This is a genomic window from Enterobacter sp. RCC_40, assembly GCF_041360735.1.
Taxonomy (GTDB): domain Bacteria; phylum Pseudomonadota; class Gammaproteobacteria; order Enterobacterales; family Enterobacteriaceae; genus Enterobacter; species Enterobacter ludwigii.
In genome coordinates, this window is sequence record NZ_JBFUPR010000002.1 from 153,632 (window position 1) to 179,581 (window position 25,950).

General features: G+C 54.2%; 27 protein-coding genes. 11 read left to right on the forward strand and 16 right to left on the reverse strand.

Annotated features, from left to right (window positions below):
* Positions 1–3 precede the first annotated feature (3 nt).
* Complete coding sequence (locus AB6731_RS08760; RefSeq protein ID WP_020885224.1) at positions 4–369, forward strand: VOC family protein; 366 nt, start codon at positions 4–6, stop codon at positions 367–369.
* A 14-nt stretch (positions 370–383) separates the two neighbouring features.
* Positions 384–1,064, forward strand: coding sequence for a YafY family protein (locus tag AB6731_RS08765; protein ID WP_014168847.1), 681 nt, complete (start codon positions 384–386; stop codon positions 1,062–1,064).
* 48 nt (positions 1,065–1,112) lie between these two features.
* On the opposite strand, the gene AB6731_RS08770 is transcribed toward AB6731_RS08765, so the two are convergent.
* Complete coding sequence (locus AB6731_RS08770; protein WP_025204975.1) at positions 1,113–1,997, reverse strand: nucleoside-specific channel-forming protein Tsx; 885 nt, start codon at positions 1,995–1,997, stop codon at positions 1,113–1,115.
* 266 nt (positions 1,998–2,263) lie between these two features.
* Positions 2,264–2,803, reverse strand: a complete 540-nt coding sequence (locus tag AB6731_RS08775) for a DUF3251 domain-containing protein (protein ID WP_025204974.1) — start codon at positions 2,801–2,803, stop codon at positions 2,264–2,266.
* Positions 2,804–2,955: 152 nt separating this feature from the next.
* Between AB6731_RS08775 and nrdR the strand changes: the two genes are divergently transcribed.
* The 5 genes from nrdR to thiL all read left to right on the forward strand — a co-directional run bounded on the left by nrdR (position 2,956) and on the right by thiL (position 6,562).
* Positions 2,956–3,405, forward strand: a complete 450-nt coding sequence (gene nrdR / locus AB6731_RS08780; protein WP_008503337.1) for a transcriptional regulator NrdR — start codon at positions 2,956–2,958, stop codon at positions 3,403–3,405.
* 4 nt (positions 3,406–3,409) lie between these two features.
* The gene (ribD, locus tag AB6731_RS08785; protein WP_063435362.1) at positions 3,410–4,513 is read left to right on the forward strand and encodes a bifunctional diaminohydroxyphosphoribosylaminopyrimidine deaminase/5-amino-6-(5-phosphoribosylamino)uracil reductase RibD; all 1,104 of its coding nucleotides are present in this window, start codon (positions 3,410–3,412) and stop codon (positions 4,511–4,513) included.
* An 87-nt stretch (positions 4,514–4,600) separates the two neighbouring features.
* The gene (gene ribE, locus AB6731_RS08790) at positions 4,601–5,071 is read left to right on the forward strand and encodes a 6,7-dimethyl-8-ribityllumazine synthase (protein WP_371006201.1); all 471 of its coding nucleotides are present in this window, start codon (positions 4,601–4,603) and stop codon (positions 5,069–5,071) included.
* A gap of 21 nt (positions 5,072–5,092) precedes the next feature.
* Positions 5,093–5,512: a transcription antitermination factor NusB gene (gene nusB, locus AB6731_RS08795; RefSeq protein WP_006809908.1), complete on the forward strand. Its 420-nt coding sequence runs from the start codon at positions 5,093–5,095 to the stop codon at positions 5,510–5,512.
* A gap of 78 nt (positions 5,513–5,590) precedes the next feature.
* Positions 5,591–6,562, forward strand: coding sequence for a thiamine-phosphate kinase (thiL, locus tag AB6731_RS08800; RefSeq protein WP_020885221.1), 972 nt, complete (start codon positions 5,591–5,593; stop codon positions 6,560–6,562).
* An 81-nt stretch (positions 6,563–6,643) separates the two neighbouring features.
* Here thiL and AB6731_RS08805 read toward each other — a convergent pair whose 3' ends face one another.
* From AB6731_RS08805 to xseB, 4 genes are all read right to left on the reverse strand, one after another.
* Entirely contained in the window at positions 6,644–7,618 is a 975-nt protein-coding gene (locus AB6731_RS08805) for an aldo/keto reductase (protein WP_014168853.1), read from the reverse strand.
* A gap of 63 nt (positions 7,619–7,681) precedes the next feature.
* Positions 7,682–9,544, reverse strand: coding sequence for a 1-deoxy-D-xylulose-5-phosphate synthase (gene dxs, locus AB6731_RS08810; protein ID WP_025204969.1), 1,863 nt, complete (start codon positions 9,542–9,544; stop codon positions 7,682–7,684).
* Between the two features lie 24 nt (positions 9,545–9,568).
* The gene (gene ispA, locus AB6731_RS08815; RefSeq protein WP_014168855.1) at positions 9,569–10,468 is read right to left on the reverse strand and encodes a (2E,6E)-farnesyl diphosphate synthase; all 900 of its coding nucleotides are present in this window, start codon (positions 10,466–10,468) and stop codon (positions 9,569–9,571) included.
* Positions 10,469–10,711 (reverse strand): exodeoxyribonuclease VII small subunit, encoded by a 243-nt coding sequence (gene xseB / locus AB6731_RS08820; RefSeq protein WP_008503331.1) that lies wholly within the window; start codon positions 10,709–10,711, stop codon positions 10,469–10,471. It lies immediately after the preceding gene.
* 312 nt (positions 10,712–11,023) lie between these two features.
* Between xseB and thiI the strand changes: the two genes are divergently transcribed.
* The gene (thiI, locus tag AB6731_RS08825) at positions 11,024–12,472 is read left to right on the forward strand and encodes a tRNA uracil 4-sulfurtransferase ThiI (protein ID WP_014168857.1); all 1,449 of its coding nucleotides are present in this window, start codon (positions 11,024–11,026) and stop codon (positions 12,470–12,472) included.
* Between the two features lie 45 nt (positions 12,473–12,517).
* Here the strand turns inward: thiI and yajL are convergent, their stop codons facing one another.
* Positions 12,518–13,111 (reverse strand): protein deglycase YajL, encoded by a 594-nt coding sequence (gene yajL / locus AB6731_RS08830; protein ID WP_020885217.1) that lies wholly within the window; start codon positions 13,109–13,111, stop codon positions 12,518–12,520.
* Positions 13,074–13,985, reverse strand: coding sequence for a 2-dehydropantoate 2-reductase (gene panE, locus AB6731_RS08835; protein WP_014168859.1), 912 nt, complete (start codon positions 13,983–13,985; stop codon positions 13,074–13,076). The genes yajL and panE overlap by 38 nt, the downstream gene beginning before the upstream one ends.
* A 203-nt stretch (positions 13,986–14,188) precedes the next feature.
* Here panE and AB6731_RS08840 point away from each other — a divergent pair, with 203 nt between their 5' ends.
* Positions 14,189–14,680, forward strand: a complete 492-nt coding sequence (locus AB6731_RS08840) for a YajQ family cyclic di-GMP-binding protein (RefSeq protein WP_020885215.1) — start codon at positions 14,189–14,191, stop codon at positions 14,678–14,680.
* Between the two features lie 32 nt (positions 14,681–14,712).
* Here the strand turns inward: AB6731_RS08840 and AB6731_RS08845 are convergent, their stop codons facing one another.
* The 8 genes from AB6731_RS08845 to AB6731_RS08880 form a co-directional block, all read right to left on the reverse strand.
* Positions 14,713–16,074, reverse strand: coding sequence for an MFS transporter (locus tag AB6731_RS08845; RefSeq protein WP_214580823.1), 1,362 nt, complete (start codon positions 16,072–16,074; stop codon positions 14,713–14,715).
* A 149-nt stretch (positions 16,075–16,223) separates the two neighbouring features.
* On the reverse strand, positions 16,224–17,111 hold the full coding sequence (gene cyoE, locus AB6731_RS08850; protein ID WP_014168862.1) for a heme o synthase: 888 nt from the start codon (positions 17,109–17,111) through the stop codon (positions 16,224–16,226).
* A gap of 11 nt (positions 17,112–17,122) precedes the next feature.
* On the reverse strand, positions 17,123–17,449 hold the full coding sequence (locus AB6731_RS08855; protein WP_006176899.1) for a cytochrome o ubiquinol oxidase subunit IV: 327 nt from the start codon (positions 17,447–17,449) through the stop codon (positions 17,123–17,125).
* Positions 17,449–18,063, reverse strand: coding sequence for a cytochrome o ubiquinol oxidase subunit III (locus AB6731_RS08860; protein ID WP_014168863.1), 615 nt, complete (start codon positions 18,061–18,063; stop codon positions 17,449–17,451). Before AB6731_RS08860 ends, AB6731_RS08855 begins: the two co-directional genes overlap by 1 nt.
* A complete protein-coding gene (gene cyoB, locus AB6731_RS08865) occupies positions 18,053–20,044 on the reverse strand; it encodes a cytochrome o ubiquinol oxidase subunit I (RefSeq protein WP_014168864.1) in 1,992 nt (663 codons plus the stop codon). The genes AB6731_RS08860 and cyoB overlap by 11 nt, the downstream gene beginning before the upstream one ends.
* Positions 20,045–20,060: 16 nt before the next feature.
* Positions 20,061–21,008, reverse strand: a complete 948-nt coding sequence (gene cyoA, locus AB6731_RS08870) for a cytochrome o ubiquinol oxidase subunit II (protein WP_008503322.1) — start codon at positions 21,006–21,008, stop codon at positions 20,061–20,063.
* 479 nt (positions 21,009–21,487) lie between these two features.
* The gene (gene ampG / locus AB6731_RS08875; RefSeq protein ID WP_214580824.1) at positions 21,488–22,963 is read right to left on the reverse strand and encodes a muropeptide MFS transporter AmpG; all 1,476 of its coding nucleotides are present in this window, start codon (positions 22,961–22,963) and stop codon (positions 21,488–21,490) included.
* Between the two features lie 46 nt (positions 22,964–23,009).
* A complete protein-coding gene (locus tag AB6731_RS08880) occupies positions 23,010–23,588 on the reverse strand; it encodes a lipoprotein (protein WP_014168866.1) in 579 nt (192 codons plus the stop codon).
* 304 nt (positions 23,589–23,892) lie between these two features.
* On the opposite strand from AB6731_RS08880, the gene bolA reads away from it, so the two are divergent.
* A complete protein-coding gene (gene bolA, locus AB6731_RS08885; RefSeq protein WP_013095855.1) occupies positions 23,893–24,210 on the forward strand; it encodes a transcriptional regulator BolA in 318 nt (105 codons plus the stop codon).
* 330 nt (positions 24,211–24,540) lie between these two features.
* Positions 24,541–25,839, forward strand: coding sequence for a trigger factor (tig, locus tag AB6731_RS08890; protein ID WP_371006204.1), 1,299 nt, complete (start codon positions 24,541–24,543; stop codon positions 25,837–25,839).
* The last annotated feature ends 111 nt before the right edge of the window (positions 25,840–25,950 follow it).

Sequence of the window (25,950 nt, forward strand, 5' to 3'; positions counted from 1 at the left end):
TGTATGAAGAGTGTAATTAACTGGTTTGAAATTCCGGTCGCCGATATGGATCGCGCTATCAAATTTTATGAGCCCGTGATGCAGGTACAGCTGAGACGAGAGAAAATGGATGTGGCTGAGTTAGCCGTTTTCCCGCATGACGATCCGGCCACCGGCGGCGCGCTGGCAAAATTTGAGGGCATTACACCGTCCGTACAGGGCGCTATTATTTACCTGCATACTGACAACCTGGCGGCAACGCTCGATCGCATCGCGTCTGCGGGTGGCGAGTGCGTGTTTGGCCCGCTGGAATTGCCGCGTGGCATTGGCACCATAGCCTTGTTTACCGACAGCGAAGGTAATCGCGTCGGCCTCCATCAACCTGCCTGAGAGCTGAATACGATATGACCCGACGCGCTGACCGTTTGTTTCAGATTGTGCAGATCCTGAGAGGCAGGCGTCTGACAACGGCAGCGCATCTGGCGGACAGGTTGAGCGTATCGGAACGGACCGTATACCGTGATATCCGCGACCTGTCGCTTTCCGGCGTGCCGGTGGAAGGGGAGGCGGGAAGCGGCTATCGGCTGATGTCGGGTTTTGACTTACCTCCGCTGATGCTGACGAACAAAGAATCTGAAGCGCTGATGGTCGCCATCCGTCTGCTGAAAACCTGGGGGGGCGACTCGCTCTCGCGTGAGCTTGAGTCGGCGCAGGAGAAGGTACTGGCGATCCTGCCCGAGGAGAGCCGACGTAAGGCGGAACAGACGCGGATATATGCGCCGGATATTGCGCTTCAGCCGCATTCGCGCAGCGACTTTGATGTTATTCATCAGGCTATTTCTGCCCAGTGCGTACTGGCGCTGCATTATCGTGATGAAGCCGGGCATCTGACATGGCGCGACATTCAGCCGCTGGGGCTGTTCTTCTGGGGAGAGCATTGGCTGCTGGCCGCGTGGTGTGAACGGCGTGATGACTACCGCTGCTTCCGGCTCGACAGGTGTCTGAATATTACGCTCACGCAGAGGCGTTTTAGCGAAAGCGCGGAGCGATCGCTGGCGGATTTTCTGCGTAAGGTGAAGCAATAAAAAAGCCAGCATATCAGCTGGCTTTGTCCGTTTTTGCCTTCTTTCACATCAGAAGTTGTAACCGACAACCAGGTAACCACCCCAGCCGGTAGAACGTACGCTGAAGTCGCCATTGCCGAAGTTCAGGCTTGCGTCATCGTTCCACTGACCGCCGTTATGCCAGTAACGCGCAACAACGGAGTAGTGCCAGTGATCGTAGTTCAGCGCCAGGATGTGGCTGGAGGCGATGGAGTCGTTGGTACGCGCTTTCTTACCGTTCAGGTCACGGAAGTCGTTGTCGCCCAGGTCTGAACCCCAGTCAAAGTTGGTGAAACCGATATAGCTCAGGTTACCGCCCCACAGCTGGGTAATTGGCACAAAGTATTTCACTTTGAAACGGTAGCCATCCCACTCGTTTTCGTTCGCGGCACCGTAATTCTGCCACTGGTATTTCGCATAGACGTTCAGGGACAGGCTCATTGGCAGACCGGTATCGATGTCGGTACCCAGACCCATATACCAGGTGCTCTGACGACCGGACGCGTTACGGCCCATGTCGTAGATGTAGTTGTTCGCGAAATACCACTCTTTGAATGGACCAAACGCCAGGCTGGTGCCCGTCAGCTTATCAATGGAGAAGCGGGGTTCGATCTCCATGAACAGGGGGGAACCGTGGTTCCAGATACCTTTCGCATCGGTGTTACCGCCGAAGAAGACCGGCGCATCCATATAGCCGTAGAAATCGAACCAGTCTTTCTTGGCGAAGGCTTCGTACTCCAGGTAGGTATCGTTGCGGATCTGTGGTCCGAAACGGGTGTGATAGCTGCCGACCACGTTAACGCTCTGGTGCCACCAGTCGGAGAGGTATTGTGGTTTATCGTTTTCCGCTGCGTTAACAGTGAAAGTGGAGGAGAGTGCCAGCACGGCGCCAGCCGCGAGTAATGTTTTTTTCATAATCATGCCACTGATTGAAATTCCCTTCCGGGAGTGAAAAATGCGCGAATTGCGTTTCTAAATATTTCGTGTTTCTGCGGAGCCTATTATAGGAATCCTTGCTCACAAAAATATGTGTTGTTTCACATATCTCTCACACGCGTAATCGATTGCGTTCACGTTTGCGTACTTTAAACGGCGGGGATTGTAGCGGCAATGATTTCTGTTGCCAATCTTTGCGGATTGTAAATGTTAGCGGAGTGACATTGCACTCCGCTGAAAGGGGATTACTGCGCGGCGGGCTGGATATCGTGAATGCGGATGAAACCTAACTGATCCGGCGTAAGTCCGTTCAGCTGGATCGGAATGTCAACATCGCTCGGGGCCAGCACGCTGGCGGGAGCGGTGAATAGCTGGCTCTTCACGTTCACTTCCTGATAGTTCTCGGTGGTGCCCTGAATCTGCCCCCACTCGACGGTGCCGCTAAAGGCTGGCAGAGGATCGTTGGATTCCCCCTGAATGCGTAATGTTGCGCGAGTACCATCCGCATTGGCCGCCACGTTAACCAGCGACATTTTCAGCGTGCCAATCTGGCTGTTGAGGCGCGCCGGGGTGTTTGACCCGGGCAGCAGATAAACCCCGCTGCTGGATTTGGCATTCAGCGCGTTTTGCTGGGTGATCTTCACGGTTTCTTTGTTCAGTTTGTCCATCGCGGTATTGAGCGTATTCACGCTTTGTTTCATTTGACGGACTTCGGTTTGCTGTGCACAGGCGCTAAGGGTAAACAGACTCCCCACCAGCAATATTTTCAGGTAACGTCTTGTCATTGCGTTTATTTCCTTGAAATAACGGATCTCCGTAATGGTAGCCAGCATCGCATCAACAGGCATAGATCCTTTGTCTCAAAAAGCTCTTCCTTTGTTGTCAGGCCAGATCAGGGTAAAATGAAAATCAGTTAACCACATAACAGGGATACCGTATGCATTGCCCATTCTGCTCCGCTGTGGATACCAAAGTTATCGACTCTCGCCTTGTGGGCGAAGGGTCTTCCGTACGCCGCCGCCGGCAATGTCTGGTGTGCAACGAGCGTTTCACGACCTTTGAGGTTGCAGAGCTGGTAATGCCGCGCGTGGTAAAAAGTAACGACGTGCGTGAGCCGTTTAACGAAGAGAAACTGCGCAGCGGGATGCTCAAGGCGCTGGAAAAACGGCCTGTCAGTGCAGATGACGTCGAAATGGCGTTAAACCACATAAAATCTTACCTTCGTGGTTTGGGTGAGCGCGAGGTGCCAAGCAAAATGATTGGCAACCTGGTGATGGAGCAACTGAAAAAGCTCGATAAGGTCGCCTATATCCGCTTCGCCTCTGTGTACCGCAGTTTCGAAGATATCAAAGAGTTTGGCGAAGAGATCGCCCGCTTACAGGATTAAGCTCATGCAGGATGAGATTTACATGGCGCGAGCCATGAAGCTGGCGCAGCGCGGTCGTTTTACCACCCATCCCAACCCTAACGTCGGGTGCGTCATTGTCAACGATGGCGAGATCGTGGGCGAAGGGTTTCACTACCGCGCCGGTGAGCCCCATGCCGAAGTTCATGCCCTGCGCATGGCCGGCGAAAAGGCGCGCGGTGCAACGGCCTACGTGACGCTGGAACCCTGCAGCCACCATGGCCGTACCCCGCCGTGCTGCGAAGCACTGATTGCAGCGGGTGTCGCGCGCGTTGTCGCGGCGATGCAGGATCCCAATCCGCAGGTTGCCGGACGCGGCCTGTATCGACTGCAGCAGGAAGGGATTGACGTCAGTCACGGCCTGATGATGCAGGATGCTGAGGCGATCAACAAAGGCTTCCTGAAGCGCATGCGCACCGGGTTCCCGTACATTCAGCTTAAGCTTGGGGCCTCACTGGATGGTCGTACGGCGATGGCGAACGGCGAGAGCCAGTGGATCACCTCTGCGCAGGCAAGGCGCGATGTGCAACGTCTGCGCGCGCAAAGCCATGCTATCCTCACCAGCAGTGAAACGGTTCTGGCTGATAATCCTGCCATGACCGTGCGCTGGGATGAACTGAATGCCGATACCCAGGCGTGCTACCCGCAGGAAAACCTGCGTCAGCCGCTGCGTATTGTCATCGATAGCCAGAATCGCATCACGCCTGCGCACCGCATCGTGCAACAGCCGGGCGAAACCTGGATTGCACGCACGCAGGACGATGCGCGTGAATGGCCGCAAGGCGTACGCAGCATCATGGTGCCAGAGCATAACGGGCACCTCGACTTAGTGGTGCTGATGATGCTGCTTGGTAAGCAACAGGTGAACAGTATCTGGGTAGAAGCGGGGCCGACGCTGGCCGGCGCGCTGCTGCAGGCCGGGCTGGTGGATGAGCTGATTGTCTACGTAGCACCTAAACTGTTGGGTACCGATGCGCGTGGTCTGTTTGTGCTGCCGGGTCTTGAAAAACTTGGCGATGCACCACAACTCAAATTTAGCGAGATTCGTCCGGTGGGTCCGGATGTCTGCCTCCATTTAACGCCAGCGTAATTGCTCCTGAAATAGGGAAGCAGTGCGCAAAGTATTATGATAAAATCCGCCCCCCTGCGGGGCCAAATGAACCCGTAAAGGAAGAGTATGAACATTATTGAAGCTGCTGTAGCTACCCCGGACGCTCGCGTCGCCATCACCATTGCGCGTTTCAACAACTTCATCAACGACAGCCTGCTGGAAGGTGCCATTGACGCCCTGAAACGTATCGGCCAGGTTAAAGATGACAACATTATCGTTGTTTGGGTTCCAGGTGCTTATGAACTGCCACTGGCAGCGGGCGCGCTGGCGAAAACCGGTAAATACGACGCGGTGATTGCGCTGGGTACCGTTATTCGTGGCGGCACTGCACACTTCGAATACGTTGCAGGCGGTGCAAGCAATGGTCTGGCACACGTTGCGCAGGATGCAGAAATTCCTGTCGCGTTTGGCGTGCTGACTACCGAAAGTATTGAACAAGCCATTGAGCGCGCTGGTACCAAAGCCGGTAACAAAGGTGCAGAAGCTGCACTGACCGCGCTTGAAATGATCAATGTGTTGAAAGCCATTAAGGCCTGATTTTTTTGTAAGGGGAATTCCGTGAAACCTGCTGCTCGTCGCCGCGCCCGTGAATGTGCCGTCCAGGCACTTTACTCCTGGCAGTTGTCCCAGAACGACATCGCTGATGTTGAATACCAGTTCCTGTCAGAACAGGACGTGAAAGACGTTGACGTTCTGTACTTCCGTGAACTGCTGTCGGGAGTGGCGACTAATAGCGCGTATCTCGATGGTCTGATGAAGCCATATCTGTCCCGTCTGCTCGAAGAGCTGGGTCAGGTAGAGAAAGCAGTGTTGCGTATCGCGCTGTTTGAGTTGTCTAAACGTGATGATGTGCCGTACAAAGTGGCCATCAACGAAGCGATCGAACTGGCGAAAACCTTCGGCGCTGAAGACAGCCATAAATTTGTAAACGGCGTGCTGGATAAAGCCGCACCTGCGATCCGTCCCCACAAAAAGTGATCCGCAAACCGGAGTTTTGCATTGCCTGCCGGGCAGTGCGGCTCCGGTTTTTTTATTTAATTTGCTGAGGCATAACGTATGGCATGCGGCGAATTCTCCCTGATTGCCCGTTATTTCGACCGTGTCAGAACCTCTCGTCTTGATGTTGAAACCGGCATTGGCGATGACTGCGCACTTCTCAATATTCCCGAAAAACAGACGCTGGCAATCAGCACCGACACCTTAGTGTGCGGACGTCATTTTTTACCTGATATCGATCCCGCCGATCTGGCGTATAAAGCGCTGGCGGTCAACGTAAGCGATTTAGCGGCCATGGGCGCCGATCCCGCGTGGCTGACGCTGGCGTTGACGCTGCCCGAGGTGGACGAAGACTGGCTTGAAGCCTTTAGCGATGCGCTGTTTGATCAGCTCAACTACTACGATATGCAGCTGATTGGCGGTGACACCACTGCCGGGCCGCTGTCGATGACGCTTGCGATCCACGGCTATGTCCCGCTGGGACGGGCGCTGAAACGCTCGGGCGCAAAGCCGGGCGACTGGATCTACGTAACCGGCACGCCGGGCGACAGCGCCGCAGGGCTGGCAATCCTCCAGGACCGCTTACGCGTCAAGGATGCCGACGATGCGGCATATCTGGTGAAACGCCATCTGCGCCCAACGCCGCGTATTTTGCACGGCCAGGCGCTGCGCGAGCGGGCAAGCTCGGCTATCGATCTCTCTGACGGGCTTATCTCCGATCTCGGCCATATTCTGAAGGCCAGCGGTGTGGGCGCGCGCGTAGATCTGGATCTGTTCCCGCTGTCAGAGCCATTGCTTCGCCATGTGGAACCCGAGCAGGCTCTGCGCTGGGCGCTCTCCGGCGGCGAAGATTATGAGCTGTGCTTTACCGTACCGGAGCTGAACCGGGGAACGCTGGACGTGGCGCTAGCTCACCTTGGGGCGAAGTTTACCTGTATCGGACAGATTATGCCGGAAAGCGAAGGGCTGAAATTTGTGCGTGATGGCGCGCCGGTTACGCTTGACTGGAAGGGTTACGACCACTTTGCGTGATTCGTCTGCTGGGTAGCGTTGCGCTTACCCGGCCGATGGGTTTTGTTCTCTCTCCTTTTGGGAGAGGTGCAGGGCGAGGGCTTACTTAAACCCTACCACCGGATGCTGCTGGTACGGCGTTTCCAGCTCGGCGACTTGCTCAGGCGTCAGCGTTAAATCAACGGCACTCAACAACTCGTCCAGCTGTTCTTCCCGCGATGTACCGATAATCGGTGCCGCGACTCCGCGTTTGCTCAGCAACCACGCCAGCGCTACCTGCGCACGCGTGGCACCGGTATCATCGGCAATCCCCGCTAAACGTTCGGCGATCAACGCATCGCTGGCTTCCGTACCTTCGTACAAGGTTTTACCGAATGCATCCGACACCGAGCGGGCAGTGGTCTCTCCCCAAGGTCGGGTGAGGCGTCCGCGCGCCAGGGGACTCCATGGGATCACCGCTACACCTTCCTGATAGCAGAGCGGCAGCATCTCGCGCTCTTCTTCGCGATAGATAAGGTTGTAGTGATCCTGCATGGTGACAAACCGTGCCCAGCCGTGCTGCGCCTGAAGATCAAGCGCTGAGGCAAACTGCGAAGCGTGCATAGACGATGCGCCGATGTAACGCGCCTTCCCGGCCTTAACTACATCGTTAAGGGCTTCCAGCGTCTCTTCAATCGGCGTGTTGTAATCCCAGCGGTGGATCTGCAGCAGGTCGACATAATCCATATTCAGGCGCCGGAGGCTGTCATCAATGGATCGCAGGATTTGCGCACGGGAAAGGCCTTCAGGCAAATCACCCACCTGGTGATATACCTTGGTGGCGACGACCACATCGTCACGGCGGGCAAAATCGCGCAGGGCGCGGCCGACAATCTCTTCGCTGCTGCCGTCGGAGTAACTGTTGGCAGTATCAAAAAAGTTAATCCCGCCGTCGAGTGCGCGTTTGATGATAAGGCGGCTGCTCTCTTCCGGCAGCGTCCAGGCGTGATTTCCCCGGTCTGGCTCGCCAAAGGTCATGCATCCCAGGCAAAGTCGGGAAACCTGAAGGTCTGTTTTTCCTAATGTCGTGTATTGCATGGTTCCGCTCCTGCTTTTTTAAACAATACGTTTAAGCATAGCAGGAGCGGAAAAGGGGAGGGATCAGGCAAGCCAGGAACGGATTTTCGACTCAATGCCGGACGCATCCAGGCCAATCGCCGCACGGGCTTCGTCCTGCGTACCTTGCGGAATGAAATGATCCGGCAGACCAAGGTTCAGTACCGGCACGGCTTTACGGTTAGCCATCAGCACTTCGTTTACGCCGCTGCCCGCACCGCCCATGATGGCGTTTTCTTCCAGCGTGACCAGCACGTCATGAGATTCCGCCATGCTCAGGATCAGGGCCTCGTCGAGCGGTTTCACAAAGCGCATATCCACGAGGGTCGCATTCAGCGTTTCAGCCACTTTCGCGGCCTCCGGCATCAGCGTACCAAAGTTCAGGATCGCCACTTTCTCACCGCGACGCTTCACCAGACCTTTACCTATCGGCAGTTTTTCCAGCGGCTGCAGTTCAACGCCGACGGCATTGCCGCGCGGGTAGCGCACCGCACTAGGGCCATCCTGATAGTGGTAGCCGGTAAACAGCATCTGACGACATTCGTTCTCATCGCTTGGCGTCATGATGACCATATCCGGGACGCAGCGCAGGAACGACAGGTCAAATGCCCCCTGGTGCGTCTGGCCGTCAGCACCCACAATGCCTGCGCGGTCAATAGCAAACAGGACCGGCAGCTTCTGGATGGCAACGTCATGGATCACCTGGTCGTAGGCGCGTTGCAGGAAGGTGGAATAAATGGCGACAACCGGGTTATAACCGCCAATCGCCAGGCCTGCCGCAAAGGTCACCGCGTGCTGCTCGGCAATGGCAACGTCAAAATACTGGTCCGGGTATTTTTTGGAGAACTCCACCATGCCAGAACCTTCACGCATGGCCGGGGTGATCGCCATGAGCTTATTGTCTTTAGCGGCGGTTTCACACAGCCAGTCGCCAAAGATTTTTGAATAGCTCGGCATGCCGCCGCTGCTTTTGGGCAGGCAACCGCTGCTCGGGTCGAATTTCGGTACCGCGTGGAAGGTGATGGGATCTTTTTCCGCCGGTTCGTATCCACGGCCTTTTTTGGTCATGATATGCAGGAACTGCGGGCCTTTCAGGTCACGCATGTTTTTCAGCGTGGTGACAAGCCCCAGAACGTCATGCCCGTCCACCGGACCAATATAATTAAAGCCCAGCTCTTCAAACAGCGTACCCGGCACGACCATGCCTTTGATGTGTTCTTCGGTGCGTTTAAGCAGTTCTTTGATTGGTGGTACGCCGGAGAAGACTTTTTTTCCGCCTTCACGCAGTGAGGAGTAAAGCTTGCCGGAGAGCAACTGCGCCAGATGGTTGTTCAGCGCGCCCACGTTTTCGGAAATCGACATTTCGTTATCATTAAGGATAACCAGCATGTCTGGCTTGATATCGCCCGCGTGGTTCATGGCCTCAAAGGCCATACCGGCAGTGATCGCCCCATCGCCAATGACGCAGACGGTACGACGCTGTTTATTCTCTTTTTCGGCTGCCACCGCAATACCGATACCCGCAGAGATTGAGGTGGAGGAGTGTCCGACGCTTAATACGTCGTACTCGCTCTCGCCACGCCATGGGAACGGATGCAGGCCGCCTTTCTGACGAATGGTGCCAATTTTATCGCGACGTCCGGTCAGAATTTTATGCGGATAGGCCTGGTGGCCGACATCCCAGATGAGCTGATCGAACGGCGTGTTATAGACATAGTGCAGCGCCACGGTCAGCTCTACCGTGCCAAGCCCGGAGGCGAAATGGCCGCTGGAGCGGCTTACGCTGTCGAGCAGGTAGCGACGCAGCTCATCGCACAGCTTCGGCAGGCTCTCTTTCGGCAACAGGCGTAACTCCTGGGTGGAGTCAACTAACGCCAGTGTCGGGTATTTGGCAATATCAAAACTCATCAAAGGCTCATCGAGATAGTGTGTTTATTTATCACGCTGGATTATATAGTCCGCTAGCGCTTCCAGTGCCGAAGTATCCAGTGATTGCGCGGCCAGTTGATTCAGCGACTGGCGGGCATCCTCTATCAGATCCCGGGCTTTACGTTGGGCTTGCTCAAGACCCAGCAGGGCGGGGTAGGTACTTTTGCCAAGCTGCTGATCCGCACCCTGACGTTTACCCAATGTTGCAGTATCGCCCACCACATCCAGAATGTCATCCTGAACCTGGAATGCCAGACCGATACTTTCTGCGTATCTGTCCAGTATCGGCAGGGCTTTGCGCCCCTGTTCACCCGCGCTCAGGGCGCCCAGACGAACGGCTGCACGAATCAATGCGCCCGTTTTATGGCGATGAATACGCTCCAGCTGTTCCAGATTAACCTGACGTCCTTCCGCTTCCAGATCCAGTGCCTGACCGCCACACATACCGGCGACGCCGCTGGCCATTGCCAGTTCAGAGATCATCGACAGACGGTCACGGTCGGCCACTTCGGCCATCGGCGCATCGCTCAGAATCGAGAACGCCAGGGTTTGCAGGGCATCCCCCGCCAGAATGGCATTCGCTTCGCCAAACTTGATGTGGCAGGTAGGCTGGCCACGACGCAGATCGTCGTCGTCCATGGCCGGCAAATCATCATGGATCAGCGAGTAGGCATGGATGCACTCAACGGCGGCTGCCGGGGCATCCAGCGTGTTAGCGCTGATACCAAACATGTTGCCCGTGGCGTAGACCAGAAACGGACGCAGGCGCTTTCCACCCAAGAGTGCGCCATAGTGCATGGCTTCAACCAGTGGAGTGTTCTGAAAAGGCTGTGGCTCAATAAAACGGCGCAGTGCATCGTTGGCACGCGCGACGCATGCCTGAAGCTCGTTGGCGAAATCCATTTACTCGGCGTCCGGTGTGAATGGCGTAGTTTTAGCGTCTTCGCTGTCGGACAGCAGGATCTGCACGCGCTGCTCGGCCTGCTGCAGTTTGACCTGCCCCTGGCGCGCCAGCTGCACGCCGCGCTCGAATTCATTGAGCGCCTCTTCCAGCGGTAAATCGCCGCTCTCAAGGCGGGTGACAATCTGCTCCAGCTCACTCAGCGCAGTTTCAAAACTGGCCGGTGCGTCGTTCTTCTTCGGCATAGTGAATTGACTCTTATATTCTCAGCCCCGACATGGTAACGGACTCGGGGCAATTATCAAATAACGCGCAATGTGCACAGGAGCGGCGTGAAGATGATATACTTGCGCGCCTGGATGCAGCCACGGGTGTGGGCTGCTATACACGTCATCCTTCAGGTTGTCTCTGTTTGGGCTACGTTTGCGCCTTTCCGTTACTTACTCGCGTAAGCTTGCGGGGGGCTGTGACTCGCCGCGTTGATGCCACCTGAATGATTTTGTGTATATTTCATTTTCCATTACAAGCCTTAAGCTTGCCTAAGAAACATTGCCGCCATGAAGTTTATCATTAAATTGTTCCCTGAAATCACCATCAAAAGCCAATCTGTGCGTTTGCGCTTTATTAAAATTCTCACCGGGAACATTCGTAACGTATTAAAACACTACGACGAAACGCTCGCCGTGGTGCGTCACTGGGACCACGTTGAGGTTCGCGCGAAAGATGAAAACAAACGTCAGGATATTCGCGACGCGCTGACCCGTATTCCGGGCATTCACCATATTCTGGAAGTGGAAGACGTTCCTTACACCTCCCTGCATGACATTTTTGAAAAAGCGCTGGTGCAGTACCGCGATCAGATTGAAGGCAAAACCTTCTGCGTGCGCGTGAAGCGTCGTGGTAAGCATGAGTTTAGCTCCATTGAAGTGGAGCGCTATGTGGGTGGCGGCCTCAATCAGCACGTTGAGAGCGCGCGCGTGCGCCTGACTAACCCGGACGTGACCGTTAACCTGGAGATCGAAAACGATCGCCTGCTGCTGGTGAAAGGCCGTTATGAAGGTATCGGCGGTTTCCCAATCGGCACGCAGGAAGATGTCCTGTCGCTGATCTCCGGCGGTTTCGACTCCGGTGTTTCCAGCTATATGCTGATGCGCCGCGGCTGTCGCGTACACTATTGCTTCTTTAACCTGGGCGGTGCGGCGCATGAAATCGGCGTGCGTCAGGTCGCGCATTATTTGTGGAACCGCTTCGGCAGCTCCCACCGTGTGCGTTTTGTGGCGATCAACTTTGAGCCAGTGGTCGGCGAAATCCTTGAAAAAGTGGACGACGGTCAGATGGGCGTGGTGCTGAAACGCATGATGGTGCGTGCAGCGTCCAAAGTGGCAGAGCGCTACGGCGTGCAGGCGCTGGTCACCGGTGAAGCGCTGGGCCAGGTCTCCAGCCAGACCCTGACCAACCTGCGTCTTATCGACAACGTATCGGATACCCTGATCCTGCGTCCGCTGATCTCCTACGATAAAGAGCACATCATCGATCTGGCGCGCAAAATCGGTACCGAAGATTTTGCCCGCACCATGCCGGAATACTGCGGTGTGATCTCAAAAAGCCCGACCGTCAAAGCGGTAAAGGCGAAAATCGAAGCCGAAGAAGAGAACTTCGATTTCGGCATTCTGGAGAAGGTGGTGGCGGAAGCGACCAACATCGATATCCGCGAGATTGCCCAGCAGACCGAGCAGGAAGTGGTTGAAGTTGAAACCGTCAGCGGTTTCGGTGCCAACGACGCGATTCTGGATATCCGTTCCATTGATGAACAGGATGACAAACCGCTGCAGGTTGAAGGCGTGGACGTGGTTTCTCTGCCGTTCTACAAGCTGAGCACCAAATTCGGCGATCTCGACCAGAGCAAAACGTATCTGCTGTGGTGCGAGCGCGGGGTGATGAGCCGTTTGCAGGCGCTGTATCTGCGCGAGCAGGGCTTTGCGAATGTGAAGGTCTATCGCCCTTAACCGTTTGCCGGGTGGCGGCTTCGCTTACCCGGCTTTCTTTACACGCTACGCTTCGTAAAAATTATAAATCCCCGCCGCCATCACTAACGACGACGCCACCTCGTAGGCTTTCTCACGCCCGACCAGCAGGTCGATAATCTTCAGTCCAAAATCGATCGCGGTACCCGGCCCCTGGCTGGTGAGCAGATTGACGCGCGGATCCCAGACCACACGTTTATCCACCCATTGCTCTTCAGGAATGGTCTCTTTCAGTCCCGGGAAACCGGTCATATTCCCGATCGGGAAAATGTTATGCGGCACCAGAACCGTGCCGGCTGCGGCACAAATTGCCGCAACGATGCGCCCCGACAGATGGAATTGCCTGACAGTTTCGACCAGGAGGGGGCTGTCGCGAAAATACTCCGCGCCCTTCAGGCCGCCCGGCAGTACGATGATGTCGTAATCCCCGTCGGCCACCTGCACAAGCGGTGCATCGGCGAGGATTTTTACGCCGCGTGAACAGGTGATGGTCAGATTACCGTCGCTGGCGACGCTGGCGGTGGTCACGTTAATGCCGCCACGCACCATCAAATCAATGGTGGTGACGGCTTCTGTCTCTTCGCTACCAGGGGCGAGGCAGATCAGTGCTGACGCGCTCATATTCACTCTCCTTACGTTTAACCAGGTCATACAGACGGGCATTTTCCGGCACGGCAATGCCGTGGGCGCGGGCGCGTTTAAGCAAATAGCCTGTGATGTAATCAATCTCTGTGTGGCGTAATGCCCGAATGTCCTGCAACATCGAGGAGATGTTTTCTGCAGTACTTTCAATTACCTGCTCAACATAATAGCGTAAATCCTCCGCCGAGGTATGCAGGCCTTCACGTTCGATAACCGAGGCAACCTCCGCGCACAGGGTGGCAATTTCCTGCGGATGATTTTTCAGTTCCCCGTTCGGGCAGTTCCACAGCGCCGTCAGCGGATTGATCACGCAGTTAACCGCCAGCTTGCGCCACAGCTGCGGGCGGATAGTGTCATGCCAGGCCACGTCCGGCAGCACCTTCTGCAGAACATCCGCCAGATAGCTGTAGTCGCCATCCTGCGTACGGGCGGGGCCCATGTGCGTTACGCCGCTGGCGACATGCACGATAATGTTGCCATCGCGGCGTGCAGCGTGCGTGGTGGTCGCCATCAACAAGGGATGCGGGATGCTTTTCAGCTCATCAATGGTTCCCATGCCGTTATGCAGCAGCAGGATGGGGGAGTCTGGGGGAAGTTGCGCGGCCAGCGTCTTTACCGCATCTGATACCTGCCATGCTTTGAGCGTGACCAGCAGCAGATCGCTTTGCGCCAGAAAATCCGGATCGTTCGCGGTGAGTGATTCGTTGAATATACTTCCGTCTTCGTCAATCAGGTTCACACTGCAATAGGGCTGGGGCACGCGCAGCCAGCCCTGTACCTCATGTCCGTGCTTGCAAAGCGCGGTCAGCCATAGCTGTCCAAGGGCTCCGCATCCGAGCACTGTAATTTTCATTGTTCCTCCTCACCTGCAACTGCGCCAGGTGTTACGGCCTAAGTATAGCGCCGTCAGCTAAGCTTCTGTTGAGTAAACCCTGTGACATCTGTGCGGTGTTTCCTCACGTGAGCGGCCAGGGATAGCTGCAACTCGAATTATTTGGGGTATCTGCCTTGTAGCGGGTATTATGCAACGCAACAAAAATGAAGGGAGAAGAAAAGATGCCATCTTTCGATATTGTTTCCGAAGTTGATATCCAGGAAGTCCGCAACGGCGTTGAAAACGCAAGCCGTGAAGTTGAGTCACGTTTCGACTTTCGTGGCGTTGAGGCAACTTTCGAGCTGAACGATGCGAATAAGACCATTAAGGTCCTGAGCGAATCTGATTTCCAGGTTAACCAGCTGCTGGATATTCTGCGCGCCAAGCTGCTTAAACGCGGCATTGAAGGCACCTCACTGGATGTACCAGACGAGTTTGTGCATAGCGGTAAAAACTGGTTTGTCGAAGCCAAACTGAAGCAGGGTATTGAGAGCGCGGTTCAGAAGAAGATCGTTAAGCTCATCAAGGACAGCAAGCTGAAGGTTCAGGCGCAAATCCAGGGTGAAGAAATTCGTGTGACCGGTAAATCCCGCGATGACCTGCAGGCCGTTATGGCGCTGGTACGTGGCGGCGATCTGGGGCAGCCGTTCCAGTTCAAGAACTTCCGCGATTAAGACAAAAATGCCCGGTTTTACCGGGCATTTTTTCAGGCTTTGAGAGCCTGCTCGATTTCGAAGCGGTTAGTCACTTTACTGTCTATTTTGACGTAAGCGCTGCGCTCTTGTGGGGCAATAAGCACTTCACTTACCCCCTCCGTTGCTTCAAGACGCTGTTTTAGCGCGTCGGTAATCTCAACATCCTCAGGAATTTCGACCCGCAGACTGCTGACGTAGCGCGGCTCTTTCATGCTGCTGGCGACCAGCAGCCAGACCATCGCCAGCAGTGCGCCTGCGAGGAACACGGTTTGCGAATCAAACAGGCCGTCCACCCAGCCGCCGAGCGAGCCCCCGATAGCCACGCCGATAAACTGGCTGGTGGAGTAGATCCCCATTGCTGTGCCTTTATAGCCGGCCGGGGACTCCTTGCTAATTAGCGATGGCAGCAGAGCTTCCATCAGGTTAAAGGCCAGGAAGAAGAGCTGCACGCCGGCCACCAGTTCCCAGAAGTGCGGGCCGGACCCCCAGAGCACAATCTCGGCAATCAGCAGCACCGCCACGCAGCCAATGAAGACGCGCTTCATCTTGCGTTTCACTTCGGCGTAGATGATGAACGGCACGACCGAAACGAACGAAATCAGCATGGTCACCAGATAGATTTTCCAGTGCTCCGCGGCAGGGAAGCCCGCGGCGGCAAGCTGACCGGGCAGGGCGACAAAGGTCGACATCAGCAGGATGTGCAGACACATGATGCCGAAGTTAAGTTTAAGCAGGCGCGGTTCCATCAGCACTTTGCTGAAGCAGCCTTTCACCATCCCGGATTCACGGTTAAGGACGTGGTTTTTGCTGTCCGGCACCACCCAAAGGGTCAGCGCAATACCGATGGTCGCCAGCACGGCAATCATCCAGAACAGGGCATGCAGACCGAGTTTATGCGTGATGATAGGCCCGAGCACCATCGCAATCGCGAAAGTGACGCCAAAGCTCACGCCGATAAACGCCATCGCTTTGGTGCGATTCTGCTCACGCGTTAAGTCTGACAGCAGCGCCATCACGGCGGCGGCAATCGCGCCAGAGCCTTGCAGGGCGCGACCAAGAATAATTCCCCAGATGGAGTGGGAGAGGGCAGCTATCACGCTGCCGAGCACAAAAATAAGCAGGCCGCCGACAATCAGCGGTTTACGACCAACCCGATCCGAGAGCAGGCCAAATGGGATCTGAAATACCGCCTGAGCCAGACCGTAGATGCCAATCGCCAGGCCAATCAGCGCTTCGCTGGCACCCTGTAGCGCCATGCCGTACGTGGTCAGAACAGGCAGGACCATAAACATGCCAAGCATCCGTAGCGAGAAAACAGTCCCTAAACCCCAGGTCGCGCGCAATTCGCCTGGCGTCATTTTATAATCGTTCATTACCACCTCAATTCAAAAGCAGGCCATAGTGTAGTGCGGGGAAGGGGCGGGGTAAATAAAGGGTTATTTAACAAATATTACATGCGTTATTAATGGATTCGATGAATAAAAAAGGGTGCCGAAGCACCCTTTTATTCACCTGGTGTGACTTACCAGACGTAAGTCAGCAGGTTGTGTGAATCAGGCACCATGAAATCCACAGACATCATCACCGACAGCGAAGTGATAGCGACAATGGAGAACACGAACAGCTTACGTGCCCAGACCTTGTCATCTTCCACTTTGTAGCCGCGCAGGGCCATGCCGAGCCACCAGACGCTCACCGCAGCCGCTACCGCCAGGTATTTGTACCCGGCGTAACCGCCCAGAGAGAGCATCAGCGTTGCCACGGCAAAGGCGATGATGTACAGCGTGATGTGGTTTTTAGCCACGGAAATGCCCTTCACGACCGGCAGAACCGGAATGTTCGCTGCCTGATAATCCTTAAAGCGGAAAATCGCGATGGCATAGGAGTGCGGCATCTGCCACAGGCTAAAGATAGCCAGCAGGATCAGCGCACCGCTGTCGAACTCGTTCGTGACGGCGCAGTAGCCAATCACCGGCGGCGCAGCGCCGGAAAGAGAACCAATCAGCGTTCCGTAGACGGAGTGGCGTTTCATATACAGGCTGTAAACGCCCACATAGACGACGAACCCCATCACCCCCAGCCAACAAGCCAGAGGATTAGCGCCAAACCACAGCAGCATAAAGCCAGCAATACCCAGCAAGGTGGCGTACACCAGCGAGACGGAAGGGGCGATCAGGCCTTTAACCAGCACCCGATTTTTAGTCCTTTCCATCTTCTTGTCGATATCCATGTCGATGTAGTTGTTAAATACACAACCGGATGCAACAACCAGCGACACACCGACCAGCGTAGCGATAAAGAGGGTGTAATCGATGCTGCCTTTAGAGGCCAGCAGGAACCCCCCAATTACGGAGATCAGGTTGCCAAAGATGATGCCTGGTTTCGTGACTTGCAGGTATTGCTTAAACATACTCGCCGCTCTTAGTGAACCATCATGTTGTAGTTAAGGTTCCACATAATCCAGATGGAACCGACTACCAGGATAGCGATGATAATCACGGTAAAGATGAAAGCCGTCATGTTCCAGCCTTCATCGGACTTGGTGTTCATGTGCAGGAAGCAAACCAGATGCACCAGAATCTGAATCACCGCGGTTACCAGGATTGCACCCAGAATAACCGGCTTAGACGCAGAACCGCTCATCACCATCCAGAACGGGATCACCGTCAGAATGATCGACAGGATGAAACCTGTCATATAGGTTTTTACGCTACCGTGGGAAGCGCCATGATCGTTTGAATGACTCATTACATCGCCCCCATCAGATATACAACAGAGAACACACAGATCCACACAACGTCCAGGAAGTGCCAGAACAGGCTCAGGCACAGGATACGCGTGCGGTTAGTGCTGGTCAGGCCACGACGGGAGATCTGGAACATCAGTACTGCCATCCAGATCAGACCAGACGTTACGTGCAGACCGTGGGTCCCGACCAGTGCGAAGAACGCAGACAGGAAGCCACTACGATCCGGCCCGAAGCCTTCCATAATCAGGTGATGGAATTCATAGATTTCCATCCCGATAAAGCCAGCACCAAACAGCCAGGTCAACGCCAGCCAGGAGACAACCTGGCTCTTGTTGTTTTTGTACATGGCGATAGCCGCCATGCCGTAGGTGATGGAGCTGAACAGCAGCAGCGCGGTTTCTACCAGAACGAACGGCAGTTCAAAGATGTCCTTGCCGGCCGGGCCGCCCGCAGTGCCGTTCACCAGAACGGCATACGTTGCGAACAGACAGCAGAACAGAATGCAGTCGCTCATCAGGTAGATCCAGAAACCGAAGACTTTCGTCGGTCCTGTATCGTGGTGCGCATGTTCATGCGCGTGGGCAGTAGAGTGCGCCAAAGTATCAGTTGCCATTTTTCAGCCCCGCTTTAGAAATCTCATCGAAATGCTGGTTTTCCAGTTTTTCGACTTCACGGACTGGTACGTAGTAGTCTACGTCCTCGTCAAAGCTCTTCACAATCCAGCTGATTACGATGCCGGCGAAGCCAACAATCGCCATCCACCAGATGTGCCAGATCATTGCGAAGCCAAATACCGTTGCGAAGGCGGCAATAACAATGCCCGCACCGCTGTTTTTCGGCATGTGGATCTCTTCGTAATGAGCAGGTTGCTTGTACGCTTCACCTTTTTCTTTCATTTCCCAGAATGCGTCGCGTTCATGGACCTGCGGCACAATGGCGAAGTTATAGAATGGTGGTGGAGAAGAGGTTGCCCACTCCAGCGTACGGCCACCCCATGGGTCACCGGTCAGGTCACGGTTCTGATCGCGGTCGCGAATAGAAACGTAGAACTGAATCAGCTGAGACGCGATACCACAAGCAATCAGCACGGCACCGCCCGCTGCAACCATCAGCATTGGGTGGAACTGTGGATCAATCTGCTGGCTCAGACGACGGGTCATACCCATGAAGCCCAGCACGTACAGCGGCATAAATGCAACGAAGAAGCCGATGATCCAGAACCAGAATGCGCGTTTACCCCATTTTTCGTTCAGGGTGAAACCGAACGCTTTTGGCCACCAGTAGGTTACGCCAGCGAAGCAGCCGAAGACCACACCACCGATGATAACGTTATGGAAGTGCGCAATCAGGAACAGACTGTTGTGCAGAACGAAGTCAGCACCCGGTACCGCCAGCAGTACACCGGTCATCCCACCCACGGAGAAGGTGACGATGAAGCCGATAGTCCACAGCATTGCTGAGTGGAACACGATACGGCCCTGGTACATGGTGAACAGCCAGTTGAAGATCTTAACCCCGGTAGGGATTGCGATAATCATGGTTGTAATACCGAAGAAGGCGTTTACGTTCGCGCCAGCACCCATGGTGAAGAAGTGGTGCAGCCAAACGATGAACGACAGAACGGTAATACACACGGTTGCCCACACCAGAGAGGTGTAACCAAACAGACGTTTACGCGAGAAGGTTGCTGCGATTTCGGAGAACACACCGAAGACCGGCAGAACCAGGATGTACACTTCCGGGTGACCCCAGGCCCAAATCAGGTTGATGTACATCATCATGTTGCCACCCATATCGTTGGTAAAGAAATGGGTGCCCAGGTAGCGGTCCAGGGTCAGCAGCGCGATGGTGACGGTCAGAATTGGGAATGATGCAATAATCAGGATGTTGGCGCACAGAGATGCCCAGGTAAATACCGGCATCTTGAACATGGTCATGCCAGGGGCACGCATCTTGATAATGGTCACGAAGAAGTTGATACCGGTCAGGGTTGTACCGACACCGGAGAGCTGAAGTGCCCAAATCCAGTAATCGACGCCAACGCCCGGACTGTACTCAATTCCCGAAAGCGGCGGGTAAGCCAGCCAGCCGGTCTGAGCAAATTCGCCCACACCCAGTGACAGGTTAACCAGGATAACGCCGACAACCGTGAACCAGAAGCTCAGGTTGTTCAGGAACGGGAACGCTACGTCGCGCGCGCCGATTTGCAGCGGAACGACAACGTTCATCAGACCGATAACCAGCGGCATCGCCACGAAGAAGATCATGATAACGCCGTGGGCGGTAAAGATCTGGTCGTAGTGATGCGGCGGCAGGAAGCCGGCTTCACCCGCAGACGCGAGTGCCTGCTGGCTACGCATCATGATCGCATCCGCAAAGCCACGAATTAACATGACGATACCGACGATGCAGTACATGATACCCAGTTTTTTGTGGTCAACCGAAGTCAGCCACTCGTTCCACAGGTAGCTCCACTTACCGAAGTAAGTGATCAAGGCCAGTAAGGCTGCGCCACCGATGATAATTGCAGCAACCGTAACCACGATAATGGGTTCATGGTAGGGCACTGCATCCAGTGTCAATTTTCCGAACATTTTCTTCCTCGGCCCCTTAGTGAGCGGTTTCCGCGTGGCTCATGTCCATGCCTTCCATACCTTCGTGTGCGCTATGCTCACCTTCAGGCTGGGTCATGTCCATGCTCTTGCCGTGATCCATAAATTTGCCAATAACGTCTTTGAACAAATCTGGTTTCACGTTAGAGAAGTACTCCACCTTGTTATATTCGCTAGGTGCTGCCACTTTTTCGAACGCCGCCATGTCAGACATGGTGTTTGGAGACTGCTTCGCTTTTTCAACCCACTGGTCGAAAGCGGCACGGTCTGGCGTCGCGATAGCTTTGAACTTCATACCTGAGAAGCCCGGGCCGCTATAGCTGGCGGAGATACCATCGTAGGTGCCTGCTTCATTCGCGATCAGGTGCAGGTTAGTCTGCATACCGGCCATCGCGTAAATCTGGCTACCCAGACGTGGGATGAAGAAGGAGTTCATTACGGAGTTGGAGGTCACTTTGAACTGAACCGGAGTGTTCGCCGGGAAGGCGATTTCATTCACGGTGGCAATGCCCTGTTCCGGATAGATGAAGAACCATTTCCAGTCCATGGAGACCACTTCAATGGTAATCGGTTTTTCATCGTGAACCAGCGGCTTGCTTGGCTCAAGTGCGTGAGTGGTTTTCCATGTCAGTACGGCAAGGAACAGGATGATCAGGATAGGTACCGTCCAGACCACAGCTTCCACTTTATTGGAGTGTGACCAGTTAGGGCTATACTTCGCATCTTTATTGCTCGCACGATACTTCCAGGCGAAACCAACAGCCATCAAAATGGCTGGAATAACCACAATCAACATCAGGCCAAAAGCCGTCAATATCAGTGAACGTTGTTCCAGTCCAATCTGTCCTTTGGGGTCAAGTAGTGCAGAATCGCAGCCACTGAGTAATACAGTGCCTGCGAATAATGACAACCATCCCAAACTTTTATTGTATTTCCTGAGTCTCATTTAACGACCTCAATTCCACGGGAGTCTGGTGGCGTTTAAAGTGTGGGGGCATTTTACGGGAAGGTTACATTACTGTAAACATCATTAGACCTGTGTCAGGAAGGTGTTACCGGGTTCTGCCGCACATGTCACAAGTGTTGCAAATTATGTCGCTTTTTAAGACGTAAGCCGCATGGCATGGGCTTTATAACGAAAGGACCCCCAAGCATACCCTAAAAGGGGCAATTGGTATAACCATTGTGAAAAATAAACAAAAAATTAACAATTAATTATCAATAAAAAGACAACTAAAAAACGAAAAATCAAACTCTCTGATGCTGAATCGTTTAATGAAAAATAGCGTTCTGCAATTGACTCCAATAATTTCCGAATCCTATCCCGCACAAAACAACAAATATTTTTTTTAGCGGCTGGCGGCTATTTCACCGTTATAATTTCGGTTCGTGATTACAACGGGAAATAACCTTTCGGATTTTACTTCAGGTTAACTGCGTTTTACGCAGCGCCATGAAATCGAGCAGCCCGCCAGTCAGGATCCCGGCAACCGCCAGCAGCGCGCCGACATCCAGCAGAAGCGCTTCGAGAGGCAGTGCCAGAGAGGTGGTGGCATTAATAATGAGCACCACAAGCCACAGCACCAGGGCAAAGCAACCCGCCATTAACAGTCGTAACGCAAAACGGTAAGCGCGATGATATTCCGTGCGTGGCATAAAGTGTTCTGTTCGCTGGGTATATTCCAGCGTCTGGCGACAGACCAGTAACAATAAGAGCCCAGGCACTGCCGCTACCACGGAGAAGAGGTAGAACGTTGGCCAGCCATGGGCTTCAACAAACCAGCCGGCAATCGGCCCGACATACACGCGACCAACGGCGGAAAGCGCCGAGAGCAGAGCGAACTGCGTCGCGGAAAACGATTTGTTGCACAGGGTCATCAGCAGGGCAACAAACGCCGCTGTCCCCATACCGCCGCACAGGTTTTCAAAAAACACCGCGGCGCCCATGCTGATCATATGCTTATCCGTCACCGACAGCAGCCAGTAACCGGCGTTCGATGCCCCCTGCAGGATGCCGAAGATCAGCAGTGCGCGAAAGAGCGTCAGACGCTGCATTAATACGCCGCCGTAAAGGGCTCCGACAATAGTCGCAAACAACCCGAGCGTTTTGTTCACCACGCCGACTTCGCCGGCATCAAACCCGACCCCGCGAATAAGGAAGGTGGTGGTCAGGCTCATCGCGAAGGCATCGCCGAGCTTATAAAGGACGATTAACAGCAGGATAAGCCAGGCGTTGTTGCGGCCAAAGAAGTCGCGAAGAGGTTCGGCAACGGCCTGCTCCAGAGAACGTGGAACCGGGATCACATCGCTCGGTTCGGGGGCGAGCAGGGTGGCAATAATACAGGGGATCAACAGGGCGGCCATCAGCCAGTACATGCCCTGCCAGCCGAGATAACGGTCGGCCACCCACAGCGCCAGACCACCGGATACCAGCATCCCCAGACGATAGCCCAGCACGCTAATGGCTGCGCCGGCTCCCCGCTCTTCTGCAGGCAACACGTCCGTCTTCCAGGCATCAAAAACGATATCCTGCGAGGCAGAACAGAAGGCGATTACCACCGCAAGGGCGGCCATCCAGCGAAGCTGCGTCGTGGGTTCAAGAAAGCCCATCGCCGCGATTGCGATCAGCAACAGGACCTGGGTCATCACTAACCAGCCGCGACGACGGCCCAGGAACGGCGGGGTATAACGGTCCATCACCGGCGACCACAGGAACTTAAAGACGTAAGCCTGGCCGACGAGGGAGAAGAAACCAATGGTTTTGAGATCGATATTCTCGACGGTCATCCAGGCCTGCAGCGTGCCGGAGGTGAGGGCGAGAGGTAAACCGGAGGCGAAACCAAGGATCAGCAGGATGGCTGATTTAGGTTGCTGGAAAATGCGTAAGTAATGACTCGACATGTTCATATAAAGCTGACCCGGTGAAACACCGGGTCAGGAAGCGGGATTAACGCGCGTTTTGCTTGATGAAGTCGTGGATGCTGGTGTCCTGCGCCATATCGGAAATGGTGTCAGTCAGCACGCTGTTAACCGCGTTAGCAATATTTTTGTTGGACGCCTGGAACGCGCCTTCAACAGAGTAGCTCGCACGGTAGTTTTTGGTCATCTTGTTACCGTTCTTCGCGGTCGCGATGATGGCGATATCCGCTTTGGTGGAGATGTTGTAGCGAACGTTACCCTGGGACACGTCAGCGTACAGGTTGTTCACGATGATCTGCAGATCAACCGCACCGCTTGGGCCAATCATATAGCCGCGGGAAGTCATCTGTTTCTCGAGCACTTCCTGCAGCAGGAAGCGCAGGTCGCGTGAGGCGGTCAATGTTACCTGCTGGTTGTCGCGGGTCACTTTAGCCAGGGCTTGATCCTGACGCTGATCGGCACCGTTAATGCTCACGGTTACGCCCATCAGGCTAGGATCCTGCTGAGGCAGGGTAATCTTAGGGGAGACATCAATGGTTGTAGGCGGGGTAGCGCAGCCTGCCAGCATAAAAAGTGCTACCAACGGAAAGAAGAGTTTTTTTAACATTTTCAGGTTCTCAACGAATCGTAAGCATTACAGAGAAAAATTGCCGCCATCATAACATCGCTAACGGCCAGGGGAAGTGGTCAAAGCATGTAAATTCATCGCCTTGTCCGAAAACTGACCAGCCCCGCCTTTTTCTCCACGCGCGAAGGTCAAAAGGTATGAGTCTCACAGTGAACTTCATTCGTCTGAATGAGAAAATAAGACGAAAGCTAAATATTTGTTGTCTTGTTGTAATGGAAACGGTAAAAGCGGCTAATATTTAAAGGGATGGGTGACATCCTGGCGTTGTCGGAGGAGTGATTTCATGATGATACGTGAACAGATAGAAGATAAATTAAGGGCAGCGTTCAACCCTGTGTTCCTCGAAGTCGTCGACGAAAGCTATCGTCATAACGTGCCGGCAGGTTCTGAAAGCCACTTTAAAGTGGTTCTGGTCAGCGATCGCTTCACGGGAGAACGTTTCCTGAACCGACATCGCTTGATCTACAGCACCTTGACGGAAGAACTCTCCACAACCGTACATGCGCTGGCATTGCACACCTATACCATTAAGGAATGGGAAGGCTTGCAGGATACGGTATTTGCATCGCCGCCGTGTCGCGGCGCAGGCACCATCGCCTGATAAATCGGATTTGCAACGGCTGGAGCTTTTCCAGTATGTTGCATACAGATTTCCTCAAAACGGCCTCCGGGCCGTTTTGTTTTGTCTGAGTTTTGAGCGGATGGTGCGTTTTTAAGGCTAAAAATAGCCTTAAAGTGTGAAAAAAGCCGCAGCAACATGCCCCAACCGTTCTCGACTCACCTAAGTGATGCCGCTATAATGCCGCGTCTTAATGAATGTCTTCGGGATGATTCTGGCGACAGGGAATGTGAATCTGCACTAAGAGAGCATCCCGGTATAACAGACAGATTCAGAGTTGACCGAGCACTGTGATTTTTTTGAGGTAACAAGATGCAAGTTTCAGTTGAAACCACTCAAGGCCTTGGCCGCCGTGTAACGATTACTATCGCTGCTGACAGCATCGAAACTGCTGTGAAAAGCGAGCTGGTCAACGTAGCAAAAAAAGTACGTATTGACGGCTTCCGTAAGGGCAAAGTACCGATGAATGTTGTTGCTCAGCGTTATGGCGCTTCCGTGCGTCAGGATGTGCTGGGTGAACTGATGAGCCGCAACTTTATTGATGCGATCATCAAAGAAAAAATTAATCCGGCCGGTGCGCCGAATTACGTTCCAGGCGAATACAAACAGGGCGAAGACTTCACCTACTCCGTAGAGTTCGAAGTGTACCCGGAAGTTGAGCTGAAAGGTCTGGAATCTATCGAAGTTGAAAAACCTGTTGTTTCCGTGACTGACGAAGACGTTGACGGCATGCTGGACACTCTGCGTAAGCAGCAGGCGAACTGGAAAGAGAAAGAAGGTGCTGTTGACGCGGAAGACCGTGTGACCATCGACTTCACCGGTTCTGTAGACGGCGAAGAGTTCGAAGGCGGTAAAGCGTCTGACTTCGTACTGGCAATGGGCCAGGGTCGTATGATCCCAGGCTTCGAAGACGGTATCAAAGGTCACAAAGCGGGCGAAGAGCTCACCATCGACGTGACCTTCCCGGAAGAGTACCACGCTGAAAACCTGAAAGGTAAAGCAGCGAAGTTCGTTATCAACCTGAAGAAAGTTGAAGAGCGCGAACTGCCTGAACTGACTGAAGAATTCATCAAGCGTTTCGGCGTGGAAGATGGTTCTGTAGCCGGTCTGCGTACCGAAGTGCGTAAAAACATGGAACGTGAGCTGAACGGCGCTGTACGTAACCGTGTGAAATCTCAGGCGATTGACGGTCTGGTAAAAGCGAACGAAATCGACGTTCCGGCTGCCCTGATTGACAGCGAAATCGACGTTCTGCGCCGTCAGGCTGCACAGCGTTTCGGTGGCAACCAGCAGCAAGCGATGGAACTGCCACGCGAGCTGTTCGAAGAGCAAGCTAAACGCCGCGTTGTTGTTGGCCTGCTGCTGGGCGAAGTGATTCGTACCCACGAGCTGAAAGCTGACGAAGAGCGTGTGAAAGGCCTGATCGAAGAGATGGCTTCTGCATACGAAGATCCATCAGAAGTGATCGAGTTCTACGGTAAGAACAAAGAGCTGATGGACAACATGCGCAATGTTGCACTGGAAGAGCAGGCTGTTGAAGCGGTACTGGCGAAAGCGAAAGTGACCGAAAAAGCGACCTCTTTCAACGAACTGATGAACCAGCAGGCGTAATTTCGCCCCCAGGGTTTAAAGTTTGAACAAAAAACCCGTTGCCTTCCGGCGACGGGTTTTTTTTATCACGGCTTTACCCCAGGAAGAGTGCTAAAACGCCCTTTCAGTGTT